Annotated in this window: 13 protein-coding genes; 3 read left to right on the plus strand and 10 right to left on the minus strand. The window is 39.8% G+C overall.

The genetic code is table 11. The annotated features are described in order from the left end of the window. Nucleotides 1–84 precede the first annotated feature (84 nt). The 3 genes from Q4Q54_RS06380 to Q4Q54_RS06390 form a co-directional block, all read right to left on the minus strand. Nucleotides 85–738, minus strand: a complete 654-nt coding sequence (locus Q4Q54_RS06380) for a putative 2OG-Fe(II) oxygenase (RefSeq protein ID WP_311987999.1) — start codon at nucleotides 736–738, stop codon at nucleotides 85–87. Between the two features lie 19 nt (nucleotides 739–757). After that, complete coding sequence (locus Q4Q54_RS06385; protein WP_311988000.1) at nucleotides 758–2,287, minus strand: tryptophan halogenase family protein; 1,530 nt, start codon at nucleotides 2,285–2,287, stop codon at nucleotides 758–760. Nucleotides 2,288–2,348: 61 nt separating this feature from the next. Further along, nucleotides 2,349–5,045, minus strand: coding sequence for a TonB-dependent receptor (locus Q4Q54_RS06390; protein WP_311988018.1), 2,697 nt, complete (start codon nucleotides 5,043–5,045; stop codon nucleotides 2,349–2,351). A gap of 428 nt (nucleotides 5,046–5,473) precedes the next feature. On the opposite strand from Q4Q54_RS06390, the gene Q4Q54_RS06395 reads away from it, so the two are divergent. After that, a complete protein-coding gene (locus Q4Q54_RS06395; RefSeq protein ID WP_107946759.1) occupies nucleotides 5,474–6,490 on the plus strand; it encodes a LacI family DNA-binding transcriptional regulator in 1,017 nt (338 codons plus the stop codon). A 49-nt stretch (nucleotides 6,491–6,539) separates the two neighbouring features. On the opposite strand, the gene Q4Q54_RS06400 is transcribed toward Q4Q54_RS06395, so the two are convergent. Together Q4Q54_RS06400 and glnB are read right to left on the minus strand one after the other, a co-directional pair. Next, a complete protein-coding gene (locus Q4Q54_RS06400) occupies nucleotides 6,540–7,829 on the minus strand; it encodes an NAD(P)/FAD-dependent oxidoreductase (protein WP_311988001.1) in 1,290 nt (429 codons plus the stop codon). A gap of 186 nt (nucleotides 7,830–8,015) precedes the next feature. Then, nucleotides 8,016–8,354 carry a nitrogen regulatory protein P-II gene (gene glnB / locus Q4Q54_RS06405; protein WP_012088533.1) on the minus strand — a complete coding sequence of 113 codons (339 nt, stop codon included), beginning with the start codon at nucleotides 8,352–8,354 and terminating at the stop codon, nucleotides 8,016–8,018. Between the two features lie 241 nt (nucleotides 8,355–8,595). Between glnB and Q4Q54_RS06410 the strand changes: the two genes are divergently transcribed. Together Q4Q54_RS06410 and Q4Q54_RS06415 are read left to right on the plus strand one after the other, a co-directional pair. After that, nucleotides 8,596–9,108 carry a GspH/FimT family pseudopilin gene (locus Q4Q54_RS06410; protein WP_311988002.1) on the plus strand — a complete coding sequence of 171 codons (513 nt, stop codon included), beginning with the start codon at nucleotides 8,596–8,598 and terminating at the stop codon, nucleotides 9,106–9,108. 148 nt (nucleotides 9,109–9,256) lie between these two features. After that, nucleotides 9,257–9,751: a GspH/FimT family pseudopilin gene (locus Q4Q54_RS06415; RefSeq protein WP_011846088.1), complete on the plus strand. Its 495-nt coding sequence runs from the start codon at nucleotides 9,257–9,259 to the stop codon at nucleotides 9,749–9,751. 91 nt (nucleotides 9,752–9,842) lie between these two features. Here Q4Q54_RS06415 and Q4Q54_RS06420 read toward each other — a convergent pair whose 3' ends face one another. Genes Q4Q54_RS06420 through Q4Q54_RS06440 form a run of 5 tightly spaced genes read right to left on the minus strand, consistent with a single transcriptional unit; the run spans nucleotide 9,843 to nucleotide 15,497 of the window. Continuing rightward, entirely contained in the window at nucleotides 9,843–10,148 is a 306-nt protein-coding gene (locus tag Q4Q54_RS06420) for a TapY2 family type IVa secretion system protein (protein ID WP_311988003.1), read from the minus strand. Continuing rightward, a complete protein-coding gene (locus Q4Q54_RS06425; RefSeq protein WP_012088531.1) occupies nucleotides 10,145–10,537 on the minus strand; it encodes a type IV pilin protein in 393 nt (130 codons plus the stop codon). The genes Q4Q54_RS06420 and Q4Q54_RS06425 overlap by 4 nt, the downstream gene beginning before the upstream one ends. A gap of 11 nt (nucleotides 10,538–10,548) precedes the next feature. Next, on the minus strand, nucleotides 10,549–14,052 hold the full coding sequence (locus Q4Q54_RS06430) for a PilC/PilY family type IV pilus protein (RefSeq protein ID WP_311988004.1): 3,504 nt from the start codon (nucleotides 14,050–14,052) through the stop codon (nucleotides 10,549–10,551). Between the two features lie 2 nt (nucleotides 14,053–14,054). Further along, on the minus strand, nucleotides 14,055–14,516 hold the full coding sequence (locus Q4Q54_RS06435) for a PilX N-terminal domain-containing pilus assembly protein (RefSeq protein WP_012588323.1): 462 nt from the start codon (nucleotides 14,514–14,516) through the stop codon (nucleotides 14,055–14,057). Nucleotides 14,517–14,528: 12 nt separating this feature from the next. After that, nucleotides 14,529–15,497 carry a PilW family protein gene (locus Q4Q54_RS06440; RefSeq protein WP_259215115.1) on the minus strand — a complete coding sequence of 323 codons (969 nt, stop codon included), beginning with the start codon at nucleotides 15,495–15,497 and terminating at the stop codon, nucleotides 14,529–14,531. Nucleotides 15,498–15,505: the final 8 nt, after the last annotated feature.

Genomic DNA, 15,505 nt, shown 5'->3' on the forward strand with positions numbered 1-15,505 from the left:
TTGAAGATATAATTTATATTAAGTACTGTTAGTTTAAATACTACCACCCCAAATAATTCACTAGAATAAATATTGATTAAGTCGCTATTTATTTAATGGTGGGAAGCCAACTTCAATAACTAAGCATGTACGTGGTAAGTGGCTCTTGTGTACCGTTGTTCCATGTAAAAATCTTGCGTCATGACATACAAGTCGACCTGTTTTTGATTTGACAAGATATTGTTTCTCAGCCGGATATTCGTAACAATGATTCCCTCGCATAATACTGTTATCTCTATCATTAATAAAAACCAAGTCGGCACTTTCATCTGGTACATCGGTATAATATATTGCAACTAGATGAGGAATCGTCCAGTCATTATTAGCATGCCTATGGGCAATTGCATCACAATTATACGCCATCCTATTCGCCCAAGTTCGGTGATACTTAAGCTTCTTTACATCACGAGTATTATGGAACCCCAATAAAATAGCGGATTCAAATATACGTCTCAGAATCCAATCCCCTAAAGGGTTAGTTTTGAAGTTTAATAATTGTGGAATTGGATGGGTTTTGTAAAGATGTGCAGTTGATAATGCCCGTCCTCCTTTCGCATCAGGAACGTTCCCTTCATTGATCACATCAGGAAGTGAAAACAGCGATTCAAGTGTACTGTATGTTTCGTGTTTACCATCAAAACTATCATATTCGTCGAAATCAAACACACAAATAGCTTGTTCAAATACAGGCACTAACATTTAACATCCTCATTACTATCTACTTAAGCGTCTTACCTTCAACAGCGCGCATTAATCCTTCCAACCATTCTCTATGATTTAAGAGTAAGGTTTCAGCTCGCCCTACTAAGAGGTCATTATCAGAGAAAAGTGTCTCACAATGTTTAATTTCTTGCTGAGATAAAACTGAATGATTCGTTTTAAATTTCATTCCATATAAAACATACAAAAAATTCTTATGATCAAATAAATCAAAACGACTAAAAAAGTCAGACTGATGCGGTGGACGTAATTTGAATCTAGCTAAACGCTGTTTTAACTCAAATGAAATAGTATCCTCTTTTTGATTATCTAACCAAAATGATGAATCTTTCCGGTCAGAAATACAATAGTGCAACTTAATGAAGTCAACAACACGCTCCCAAACATACGTAATAACACTATTATAATATGAAGTAGAGATGCTAATATCCTCAATAGTTCGAGGAAAATGACGAGCTAACAGTTCAGCAGAAAAATCGGAAACTAATATAGATGTCGCCTCAAGTGGCTCAACAAAGCCTTGGGCCAATCCTAAAGCAACACAGTTTTTATGCCAGAACTCCTTCCTATAACCAATCTCCATCGGAATTTTACGCGGCTTGAATTGAGCTTTATCGACTTGTAAGTAATCGGCATATAACGTTAAAGCCTCCTCATCACTCATGTGCCGACTTGAGTAAACAAAGCCAGTTCCGCGACGTGTAGTGAGTGGAATATCCCATATCCAACCTGACTTATGGGCTGTCGCAGTTGTATAGGGATTGATATTTTCTTTAGCATTCAGAGGTACTTGCTGCACCAAAACAGTATCCGTCAGTAACTCGCTTGATTTACTTTCAAAAGGAACTTTCAGTGCTTTATCAATTATGATTGAAGAAAAACCACTACAATCAACATAAAAATCAAAAGCTAACGATGAATTGTCAGCAGTGATTAAATGTGAAATTAGTCCAACTTGATCCTGTTCAACTCCTACAATGGTGGCAAATTGATGCTTAACATTAAACTTTTTTTGTGCGTTCTTTGCTAATAAACCTGCAAACTTTAATGCATTAAAATGGTAGGCATAAGATAAGGCCCCATCATAGTCTCCCGAGCCTTTACGCTTAGGGGATAAACCTAAGTCACAAATCCTTGCCTGAATGCCAACATCATCAAATGGACGTTGACTCGCGTGAGAAACCCAGTAACTTGAGACATCAATACCTGCAGGGTAAGGGGCATCGAAAGCATGATAGTAATGGTTGTCTCCATGCACATTTTTATCGAGCCAATTAACAAACTTGATTCCTTGCTTAAAAGTAGCATCGCAAGTCAGCAATAGCTCTGCTTCGGAAATGCCAAACCGCTTCAATCCCTTCGCTAGATATGGAACACTTCCTTCACCTACACCGATTGTTGGCACATCTAACGACTCAATCAAAGTAATCTCTATTTCAGGATCATGGCACAACTCAGCCCCAAGGTGATTTGCAGCTAACCATCCAGCTGTTCCGCCCCCTATAATTGCAATACGTTTGATTTTCATAGTGTTTGTTTACCTATAAAAAAGCCCAGTCAAGACTGGGCTTTTGAATTACAACAAAGTGTTAGAATACAAAGCTAGCACCAAGTTTATATGTAGTTTCGCCTTTAAATGACCAAGCAGGGAAATCATCTTGAAGCGCAGGCTTAACTTCAGTACCTACGCCGGCAGCACCATATTGAACGTCATCTTCAGCTGTTAAGTTAACAATTTCAAGACGTAATGCAATAGCTTCTGTCACATTCCAACCTAAAGTCACATCGAGTGTACCAAAGGCATCATGCATACGGTTGCCGTAATACTTACCATATTCACGAACCATGTACTCAGAACGCCAGTTATAAGCGGCACGTGCTGAGAAATCATCATTCTCCCAGTAGCCGACTAAGTTAGCACTATGCTTTGATGACTCAGTAAACATACCTATGTTGTCAGTATAAACTTCTGAAGGTGCACTACCATCTGCATATGTATAGTTCGCATTAACACCGAAACCGTTATCAAATGCATGGTTTAACTGCAGTTCAATACCATCGATCTCACCACCACCAGCATTTTCATAATTATTAACAGTCCAGTTATCAGCTGGTACCGCTAAATCATTATTAATTACGCCAATTTGCTGATTATACTTAGTAGTTGCAACGATAAAGTTACTGATATCTTTAATAAAGTATGTAGCAGAAACCAAGTTACCATCACCATAGTAGTATTCAAGGCTTAAATCCGCCTGAGAAGACTTCATTGGTTGTAAACCTGGATTACCATAAGTAATCTCTTCATTGCCTTTTCTGTCATCAGGATAACCAGTCGAAACTGATAAGAATAAATTATCATAGTTAGGACGAGTGATCGCTTGTCCTGCGGACATACGTAAGATCAAATCCTGCGCTAAATCGAATGAAATGTTAAAGCTAGGTAAGACATCACTATAGCTGTCTTTAACGCTATGAAGCTCTTCACTCCAACCTTGGTTAACAGCTAAAATATCAGCTGGTGAGTTATCAATAACATGGCCGCTCGAAGTTACATCTGTTTGGATATAACGTAAGCCAAAGTTACCGCGGAAACCTTCACCATCAAACGAGAACATGCCATACATAGATAGGTTATCTTCTTCGATCAAACCATAAGCAGAGCGGCTATAGGCAAATTGATCAACCAGAGACTCTGTGGCATTAATCATAGCGTCTAGGTCAGCTTTAGGAATCGTCCAACCGTCATAACCTAACTTCATTGTGCCACTGTAAAGATCAGAAGTTTTAAATTCATTTGTTTTGGTTGGATCATAGATAGCGCGGTATTCGCTCTTCTCGAACTCATGTTGTGTGTAACGAACACCTGTTTCAAACTTATTGATAACACCTAGGTCAAGGTCAAAATCAACATCTAATTGAAGATAAGTTTCTTCATCAGAGTTAGGTCCTTTAATCCCCGTCCAAGTTGATGTTCCAACAGTTGTATCCAGTTGGTCTTGGGTAAAGCCCATATCACGACCATTAATATCTACTTGTTTACCAGTAGCATCAACAGTACCTGCCCACTTAACCTGACCAAACTTATCACCCCACCAACCATAACCAAAGTTAGCACTCATTTGAGTACCGCCTTCAGCTTTTGTCTTTCCTGCAACGCCTGAAATCGCGAAACCATCACCTTTATAGTCAGCGTTCAACTCAAAGGTATCTGACGTCATCTCACCTTTACGCGCCCAGTTTTGGAAAAACACATCTGATGGCGCATTTTCAGGAGTGACACTTAACGTACAAACACCTGCTGCATTGAATTGTTTACATGCAGACGGATTAGTTGTGTTCCCTGGTCCAGCAGTGCCATCAGTAGGAGAGCCTGCCCAGTTTGTATCGGTTTCAATATACATGTTAGCGCCAATACTATCGGCACCGAGTTTCAGTGATAGTATGTGGGCACCAAATTCTAAATTATCCGTTGGTCTGAATTGTAGTGTTGCATCTAGCGCAGTTCGCTCTTGCTGCTGCAAGAAACTAGATGGCTGAACAGAAGAACGTCCACCCCAATCTAAATCCGCTTCAGTACCAGTCCGTAAATACTCACGGTCAATATATGAACCCGCAACTAAAACACCAAATGTCTCGTCATCATTTTTCCAGCTATACAAACCTGATAATTCAGGTGCTACATCTTCATTTACAGTTCCATATTCGCCCTTTGCAGAAACAAATACAGAATTAGCATCCATATCTAGAGGCTTACGGGTTTTAACGATAACAGTACCACCGATACCACCTTCAACAAGATTGGCTTGAGTGGACTTGTACACTTCCATGCCACCAATCAGTTCAGAAGGCAGCATAGAATAGTTGAACGAACGGTCGACGTTCATTTGATCGTACCAACCAGTAGAAGCTACGTTCTGGCCATTTAAGGTGGTCAGAGTCATTAAAGGATCTGTACCACGGATAGAAACTGAACTACCTTGACCAAATGTACGACCCACAGTTACGCCTGGGACACGACCGAGAGCTTGGCCGACATCAGAATCAGGAAATTTACCAATATCTTCCGCAGTAACAGCATCCACTACTGCGTTAGAAAATCGTTTTTCATTGATATTGGCTTTATTTGAAGCGCGAATACCGCGAACTTCAATTTTTTCAATATTTTCTGGTGCTGCGGTGGTTGCCGCGGCATCTGCAGCGACAGCGCTGATGGATACAGCACTGCCGAGTAGGATAGCAATATTTGTTGCTAGTACAGTTTTCTTAAAGATTGATGGTCGCATCTCGTTTCCCTTCCATAACTTTATTATCGTTTTAGTATTCATAACCATTCCCTGCGGAATGACAACGCTGTCATGTCTAGTGCAAACATTACACAATAATTAACAGGCTTGCCACAACAAAATAACGATGGAAGCAAAAAAATGTCATAAAGCAGAGTTTTGAATCAGTAATTTTATTAAAAATCATTATAAAACATGAGCTTTAATATTATGACGTAAATTTACAACTCCAAGCATAATTGTAACAACGATAAATTAACGCCAATTTGTAACAATTCAGGATTGCTAAGCACATCAAAAGCTCGCACTATAAGACGCATAAGTAAGAAAATACTGATAAAAATGTAAGCTTGTAAATTGCTGGTAAAGAATTTACGTTCATAGAACAGTTAACCCTTCGCGACCTTAGACAAAGAGTTTTTACATCAATGAAAGTCACTATCAACGACGTAGCTAAATATGCTGGAGTGTCTATCAAGACAGTATCCCGTGTCACAAATAACGAACCTTCAGTAAAGCAGGCCACAGTTGACAAAGTGAACGAGGCGATAAAAGCGCTTAACTACCAACCGAATTTAGCGGCGAGAAACCTCGCGGGTACTAAATCCTATGCTATTGGTTTTATTTACGATAATCCAAACGCTTACTACATTATTGATATGCAAAATGGGATCTTGGCAGCCTGTAAAGACAAGGGCTATGAACTTGTCATCCATCCTTGCAATGCCAAATCAGAGACCATTTGTGATGAGCTTACAGCACTAGTCAAATATTCTAGGCTAGCGGGATTAGTACTGACGCCTCCCTTGTCAGAAGATCCGAAAGTACTCAAAGCGCTTACTGAGATTGATGCTAACTATGTGCGCATTATTGCAGGTGAAAAGGACAACGATCAGAATGGATTGACTATTTTAGTCAACGATAAATTTGGTGCAGTTGAAATCACCCAGCATCTGATTGACTTAGGACACAAGCATATTGCTTTTTTAAGTGGGGATTTACACCATGAATCCACTAAAGAGCGGTTACTTGGTTTTAAACAGGCATTAACAATAAATGGCCTAAAACTGAATGAAAACTACATAATTGAAGGGAAGTACTCATTTGAGTCTGGTGTTGACGGTGCGAATAAGCTTATTAAACTAAAACATCGTCCGACTGCGATTGTGGCTTGTAACGATGAAATTGCCGCTGGTGCACTTTTTGCTGCTCGTTTAGCGGGTTTAGATATCCCTGTAGACTTATCGATTGTCGGTTTCGAAGATAGCCCATTCTCACGTCAAACTTGGCCTAAACTGACCACAGTACATCAGCCAAACGCAGAAATAGCGCAAGTCGCAACAGAATTGTTAATTGCAAAACGTCGCGAGCAAGATGCGATATATTCTAAGACTTTTACGCCTGAACCTATCATTCGCGACTCGTCGGCTATTCCTAAACCATAAAAAAGAGAGCATATTTGCTCTCTTTTAGTCATATTAAATTACATAGATATTAATGTAATTTAAGTTTTGGCCGCTGCCATTTCAATAATTTTTGCGCCACTCGATACACAATTGCCGAAAACCAACCATAAAGACTGGCTAAATGCCTTTGATACAAAGATATATACATCAATCTTGCAATATGCCCTTCGACAAAGAAAGTGCCAGAGCGTAGGTTCCCCATCAAATTACCTACCGCAGAGAAGCGGCTTAAAGACACTAATGAACCGTAATCTTTGTAAACAAAGGCCTTTTCAGGCTTACCTTGTAATCGATTAACGATATTATCAAACAAAGTATCAGCCATCTGTGCCGCAGCTTGCGCCCTTGGTGGAACAGGCTGACCAGAACTTTGGATCAATAGAGCGCAATCGCCAAGGGCGTAAATATCTTGATGGCCCTTGACTCGCATGCAGTCATCAACTTCAACCTGATTTCGCGGCGTAATGGGCAATTTTGTAAAGTTCTGAAACGCTTTTGGCCCTTTTACACCTGCCGCCCAGACTTTTAAGCCCGCTTTAATCACATCCCCATCTTGGGTAATAAAACCATCACGAGTCACTTCTTTAACTTGAACACCGATATGTAAACGTATACCTATCTTATCAAGAACTGCCTGCGCCCTAGCGCTCACACGCTCAGGTAATTGGGGGAGAATTTTGGGTGATGCTTCAATCAAATGCACATCAAGATGATGTGTAGCAATATTCAGATAGCCATACTCTTTAACGGATTCAATCACATGATGAAGTTCTGCCGCCAATTCAACACCGGTCGCACCAGCACCAACAATGCCAATACTGACTCTTTCTTGTGTTTCGTTTAATTGGAGTAATGCGTCGAGTAATTTATGGTGGAATAGGTTGGCATTTTCGAGGCTATCTAAGAAGATGCAGTGTTCATCAGCTCCTAATGTATTGAAACTATTAGAAACACCACCAAGAGCAAGGACTAAAAAATCATAATCGATTTGTCGCTGCTCTAAGAGTAACTCGCCTTCGTCATTATAGACGGCGGCTAACTGAATCGATTTAGCATCAGGGTCGCACTGCTCTATCTCACCGCGAATATAGCGGTAACCATTTTTAAGCCCATGATCGCGGTAGAGTAAACCTTCAATAGATTGATCGATCACGCCAACAGCAACTTCGTGTAATTTAGGCTTCCAAATATGAATAGGACTTCGGTCAATTAAGCACACATCGACGACATCACTACCGCCCCATTTACGGCCCAACTTAGATGCAAGTGCTAAACCAGCTGCACCACCGCCCACGATCACTATTCTTTTTGTAGCCAAAATGACAACCTCATAAAACTCATTTGCGAGGCTCAGTTATACCATGTTACAGATAAGAGATAACTACATTAGTTCAGTAAAACTGACGATTTTGCATTAAAGATATTTCAGAAACTCAGCCGTACTTCCATCAGCTTAGCCAACAAAAAAGGGCAACTAAGCCCTTTAGAATCGTTCTTAAGCAGCTTATACCGCTTCTTCGTTTTCTTCACCGGTACGGATACGAATCACTCGCTCGACATCAGTAACAAAAATTTTACCATCGCCTATCTTTCCTGTGCGGGCAGTTTCAACGATCACATCAATTGCTTGGTCGAGCAGATCGTCCTGGATCACTAACTCTATTTTCACTTTTGGCAGAAAATCCACCATGTATTCAGCGCCACGATAGAGCTCTGTATGCCCTTTCTGACGGCCAAAACCCTTGACCTCAGAAACCGTCATACCTGTAATGCCAATCTCAGCAAGGGATTCTCTTACGTCGTCTAATTTAAATGGCTTAATAATGGCTTCAACTTTTTTCATTAAAAATTCCTCATCCCTTGCAATAACATAAACAAACAGAATAACACTAGCTTACACGGGGTTAGGTCAATATTGAAGTGAATGTAGTGCTTTACTCATAAAACACAGTTTCTACAAAATCGCTTTTAGCACATAAAAGTCTAAAAAAAGCACTATGAGTATAGCGCCAGACTTTATACTTACATTCTAGCCAAAACTAACTCGCTCGCGGGATGCAAGCGCAAAATAACAGGGATTTGTTATGAACACTCATCAAAAAGGCTTTAGCCTGATAGAACTTATGACTACGCTATCGATTTCAACCATCTTGTTTACTGTGGGTACGCCATCCTTTACGGATCTCAGCGATCAAATAAGAGCGGATTCCAATATCAGGACTATCCAACAAACACTCATGCTGGCTCGAAATACGGCGATTAATTATGGATATAGAGTTACTGTTTGCCCACTCGAGGATGGAAAATGTACTCAAAATTGGCAAAAAGGATTAACTGTATTCATTGATTCTGATACGGTAGAAACCTTAGATGTTAACGATAAAGTCATTCGTATTATTGATGAATTTGATACAAAAGACTTTTTAAAATACAACAAAAGCTCGATAAAGTTTCAACCCGATGGATTGGCTTCAGGAAGTAATGGTACTTTCAAATACTGCCCAAGGACCGTAGATAGCAAAAACTCCCGTGCAATTGTTGTTAATCAGGCAGGTAGAATTCGATTTTCTACAGCTAAAAATATCAGTTGTAATTAGATCAATATGTGTATTTCCGTATTAAAAAAATTCAATTATATAAAACCTTGAACAACAACTTATTGGTTATACTAAAAATATAGAATAGGTACTGACCATTAGTACTCTCCTCGCATATACTTAGTTAAGTTTTAACGAGGATATTTATATGTTAGTAATCTCAAAAGGGTTCACATTAGTAGAACTGATGGTAACGATCGCTGTCGCGGCAATTTTGTTAGCAATAGGCGTTCCATCACTTACGTCACTATACGAAGGGACACGCAGCACTAATGAAATACGAAAAATTAGCGATGTGTTTGCCTTTGCAAGAAATCAAGCCGTCAACTATGGTGCCACGGTTACTGTTTGCCCATACGCAGCATCTCCATGCGGTACTGACTGGAATAAAGGATTCAGTGTTTATATTGATAATGGAGGAGCAAAAAATGTACTCAAAGTAATTGATAGTTTTAATGAGCATGATGTCATTTCACTATCGGGGCCTGCTGACAAAAAAGTGGACTTCACACCAGATGGCTTAGTATCAGTCGAAACATCAATAATTTATTGTTCAAACGGGAAAAGTGACGGTTCTAAAAGCCTTAAGATTAGCACTTCAGGTTTGATAAGAGAAGGCGCAGATGGGCAAAGCTGCACATAGACTAAGGGAGACTAAATCTACCGTTCACTACCCTAAAGTAATATTATCCTTAAATCGTTCGTTGTTAACATTTAAAAATACATGCCCATGTTTATCTAGGTGTTAACTTATCCAACACTTGCGCCTTAGTATTAGTAAATTCAGCGTTTAATGTGACACACTCTTCCGCACTATAGATGTAATATTTAGATCCATCATTTGATTGATGAATCGTGCCAACAAGGCTCGCCATTCTTAAATTCATTTCACTACTCTTCCAACGATAAAAGGCGATCTCAGAACGTTTTTTCGAAGTAATATAGCATTTAAAGTCCTGTTCGCTGACAGCAACGCCAGAGTCCGCCCAAACTAAGTTAGGCAATAAAACGACTGCGATAACGAGGTTAATTAATTTCATTTCCAACACTCCGCACTCGGACCTTTTGCCCCAGTATCTGATATTGTTAAAGGAGAGCAAGCAGCATCACGGCTAGCCTGAACGCCCTGAGCAACAGCCTTAATCGTAAAGCTTGACGTCCCGCTTGATGACACAGAGTAGTGCTGATGCTCTGTTACATAGGGATTAGCACCAACTAACTTACTTAAATCAGTTGCATACACACGATTATCTAAGTAATACTGCTCTTGTAAATTTGCAATACGCATTAATGCAGCCAATCCTTCCGACCTAGCACTCAATGCTATGTATTGAGTATAGGACGGGTAAGCAATAGCAGCTAAGATTCCGATAATAACAACCGTTATCATAACTTCAATTAGTGTAAAACCTTTACATTGAACCTTCATAAATTAATAACTCATTCATTTATATGATAATAAATTTTATTCACACCTAAACCAGAGGCTACATTTATCGTTCCACTATATTCACCATCTTTGTTTTTCTCACCCTTACCCACTCCAATAATATAAATGTAAGGATCCTTCCCCGTTTCAGGTGCAGGGATAACAATCTGAGGCGTATCGGGTACTCGCTCACCAAGCTCAAAATACAACTGGGAGAAGGTTCTTGTTCCCTTATGAAGATCAAATACATAGAGCTTCCCAGACCCAGAAACTACACAGACGTTTTCAGCAACAGAATCTGCAGGTGGTGAGTAAGAGGTGAAATATACCTTCCCTTGCACAATTAAGGCGGCAGTTAAGCTCTTCTCTCCTAATCCAGAAAAATCATAAAACCAGCCTAGTTTTTTACCAAAGCTAATATTATCAGTCTCCGAAACTGGTGCGCTAGAAGACACATCATAGAGATCATTGATGGTAATCACGCTTGGAATATCACTGCCAGTAAAACTCTTAGTCACCACATTCCTATCCTGCAACGTGAAAAACATGTCATTCACTGCAGTACTAGAAGGATGAGGTCTGGCACCACTGCCTATCACGACGGCATCATAGGGAACATTTTGGTAGGTTTTGGTTGTTGTCGTTCCAGTACCACTAGTAACCTTGACCTCAGCGAGGTTAGTAAACATCGTTTGTGCAACCACGGGCTCGGCATAAAAGCGTCTATTGTCGTTATTGCTTCCTCCTAGTGCTGCAAATTTAAATGCGGTCCAACTACTCTGGCTAGCACTGGGCAAATCCATACGCCAAACATTACCACCAACATCAGTTGCATAAATGCGATCTGTGTAACCATCATTATTACTATCAAGTACCGCGACTGAGTTTGGAATGCTATCCTGAATGCCAGAAAGTACTGTTGCACCCGAGGCCGAACCGCCAAAAGAATGAATCAAAGTCCCCTTCTCTGCATCGACAATATACACTGCACGACCAGCCGGCGAAGAAGAAGGAGTGGCATCAAAGCTTGTATCATAGCCACCACCAAAAATGAGTACAGGCTTTTCATAACCGACGATTTTTGTCACTATTGGTTCAGACCATGTTTGTCCGAGATCTGAAAAACCTTCGGTTGAAGGATTAATCGACCACATTAAAGTAGGACTGTCAGGATTTGTCACATTAAGGGCATAATAAGACGAACCTCCTCGACGCATGCCTACATAAACCCATGCTTTAATTACTTTGCCTGTAGCATCCGTCTCAGTGTAAGCGACTGGTGATGAGTCTATTCCATATACTGTATGCACACCTGAAGGATCATTACTCCTTAGTTCTGTTAAATTAGGCAATAATTCATAGGGAATAAACCCCCAAGTTTCTGATACAGACTCTCCCGCATCTTTAAACATATGCAAAACACCTTGATTAGTGCCTAGCATAATACGAATATCAGTTGCTGTAGATGAACCAAAATTAAGAGCTAGCGGCTTAGAGTGAAGTGGGTCACCCATAACGTCATTACGTTTATCAGTCGTACTACCATCTTTGTTATCGTCATCGACATCTATCCCTTTAAGCCAATCGAATGTATTTGAAAGCTCATCTACACTAGTTCTCATGTAACTAGCTAACGCTGTATCACCACCTGCTGCACTTTGTGCATTAGCCAGCGTTAATGGCGTTAAACTTGACCCCGCCCCTAAGTCACTTACAATTTTTCTAATCGATTGTGTCCTTATTTGGGCTGCAACGCCTCCGACCTCAACTTTATTGCCGTCCTTTTGCGCATCACAGTTTGACCATATAGTACAGGCGCCATCTTTAATATTCCCGTTATCGGCGATAGCGGCACTACCTTTACTATCAACTAGTGTTCCATCAGCAGTCACTTTTAATTTTTTTAAATTACCACTCCAACGAGGCCCTTTGCCAGGTAAAAACATCGCATAATAAGCTGCGTCAAATGTTTGAGTTCGATCGAAGTTATTGCTGGCAATACTAGGAGATGTGAAGCTTGAATCAATATTCAAAATATTCGATAAAGCATCATTCAGAGCATTCTGTAGTTCAATACTGTTCTGAGCCGCAAAATATAAACCACCACCTCTTTTTGCTGTCTCAGCGAGTAAAGGCGCGGCATCTTCTGCACCTTTACTAAAACCAATAGTATAAGTCCGAACATTTTGCATTTGCTCAGTATTCGAGCTATCCAGCTTATTGATTAAATCATTATTAAACATATAACTAGCTAAGGCTGGTAAATAACTTGCCGTATCTAAATTTTTAGAAAATGAAGAATAATCTCCATCTTTACTTCCTGTTGAGGTTAAGCTTATAACATCATTATTAGCACTTTTATCAACGGTAGGTGTGCCATCAGTTACATAAATAACATAGGCAATATCCGTACAGACTTTAAATGGAGTATCGTAAATTCCATCCTTTTCAGCACTTTGATCATAAGGAGGTACATTACCAACATAACCATTGTTGTAATACGAAGAATCTTGATGTCCAAATAAAACACTTTTCCCAGCAAAATAGCGATATGCCTCATACATCGTTTCACATAAAGGAGTATTAGTTTTTGCAGTTAAATCTTTAATTGTATTAAGTAAGCTAGCTCTAGAGACATCGGTCATTTGAGTAACTTTAGAAACAATTCTACCTCCATCCCTATTACCCTCATTAGGGTAATTGTAATTAAATACAGCAAGCCCAAAGTCAACAGTCGGGGTAGAACTAATAATATTAGATATCGCTTTCTTTGCGATCTCTAATCGAGAAACCTTTATGGTTGGCAATTTCCCCGCTTTAGATAACCCATACCACCTCAAATAATTAGCCGTATATAACGTTACCGGCTGACCGACTCCAAAATCAGTGTTTCTTGCGGCAGACAATGCATTATTCCAAGCATTTCCTTGAGATGAAACATAGTAATATGGCTGAGCTTTATTACTACTCGTTTTCAAACCATTCGCAGGGAAACCTTTATTTATAGAGTTCGCATTATTTGGATCTTCAACGGATATATCCTCCCAACAATCCGTATATTTAATTTTAGTTCCATCTGTTGCTGATAGTTCTTTCCAAGTTCCCGATTTACCATTTGAGGTGAATTCTCGAATGTATCCAGTAAAACGACCATATTTTGCTAATGTATCCTTACTTTGATTACATCCATTTAAGTCAGATTCAAAATAACGCTTATCAGAGCTGGTATCTGGAGTAGGTAATCCCCCACCGCCGACGGTATAATAAATACGGGTATTACTCTGACCTGAACCACTCACAGGTGGATAATTATAACTAGGGTCATAATCTACAATCTGGGTAATTTCTTCTGTCGACATACTTCCCGAGTTATCGAATATGACAAGCACTTTCGGTCTTGCGCCTGTTCGAGTTGTCGACTCTTTTACATACAATTCAGTATCATCACCAAAGGAGTAAGCCGACACAAAAGTCAGCACAAGTAGTGTAGAACAAGCCAGCTTTTTAATAATCATATCTAACTCCCAGTTAAAACTTCTTGTTCCACACCTGCGACTACAGTGAGCTGACCTAAATCATCCCGACCAAAGGCGGCAGTACTACTTATTTCAATCCGCCGACAACTGATTAAATTGCCACTATTCGGCCTTGCACTTCGTTGACAACCGACATCTTTAGCACTAGTGACAACATTACCGGCTCCATCAACTTCGTAAGGAATTGGCGTTAATGTTTGGTTAGAACCAAATTCAGCCACAGATGAAATCTCAGATAATTTGGCTAAGCTAGCGCCTTTATTTGCCTCAATTGCAGCTTCTAAACCGCCATCGGCAATAGACTTCGCTTCTATTCGTTCTGAGCCAGCTCCAGACATACGCATGGACTGGGTTGAATTAACAGCTAAAGCAACACCGATGATCGTCATAAGTAACAATACAATCAGAGCAAAAAATAACACTATTCCCTTTTGCTTTTTCATGTCACCAGCCTTCTAGTTTCTAATTAGTACAGGGTTAGCAAGTACCATAGTCGTCGAGACAATCTTGCGGCGATAATGATCATTCAAATTCTTAATTTCTTTATCGCCTAAAGTGTAAGTTGTTTCATTGGTATAACTTTTATCTTCATCGATAGCACGAACCAATAAAAAAACCCTTAATGCAACAAGCCGTTGAAATAATTCGTTATCCCACATTAATGTTGTTACATTTTCTGCTGGCATAAAACTATCGGCCGTATCATCTCCGTTACTATCAAAACCATAGAGAATACGCATATTCTCAATGCCTTCAACTAACTGCTCTTCGTTGTTCATGCCATTATTTTTAGTTAACGTTTTTCGACGCAAAACAGGTACGGAACCGTCATTTTTAATAAAATAGACATGATGTTGATATTCCCAAAAACGTGCATTTTCGAGCACAGGATTAGGTGGATTACCACCTTTAAACATCACTGCTTCACTCGAAGTTGCTGCCATATAAAAACGTTCACCATCTGGATTAGTGACCGGTGGCCCTACTAACCTTTTGATTTGAATTACGTCAGTATTCTGATTTACACCAGATAAGCAACTTAACGTATCTCCACTCTTACCTTCTTCGTATCCCCACAGACGTCTAAAATGTGCAGGTTCTGCATTAGGTAAAGTACCGTTATTTACGCCTGCACCAATGCAATCATTTGCAATACCATCCCTCAAGGTTATATTGGTCCCAAGTACAAAATCGGTTCCCGTTATGTCCCCCATGAAACCTAATTGGCTGATATCTCTTTCCATTAGTGATAAAGCAATTCGGCCATTTTCTTGTAATTGATTAAATTGGCTCGTCGTAATTACATTAGAAGAGGACATGCTAAACATGGCAAAAAGCCCAAGAGTGAGAAATAGGCCAATAACCATAGAGACCATTAACTCGACTAATGACATCCCTTTCTGGCTGTTTCTTGAATTGGCCATAATAATTA

The sequence above is a fragment of the Shewanella sp. SP2S2-4 genome (assembly GCF_031932025.1).
Taxonomy (GTDB): Bacteria; Pseudomonadota; Gammaproteobacteria; order Enterobacterales; family Shewanellaceae; genus Shewanella; species Shewanella baltica.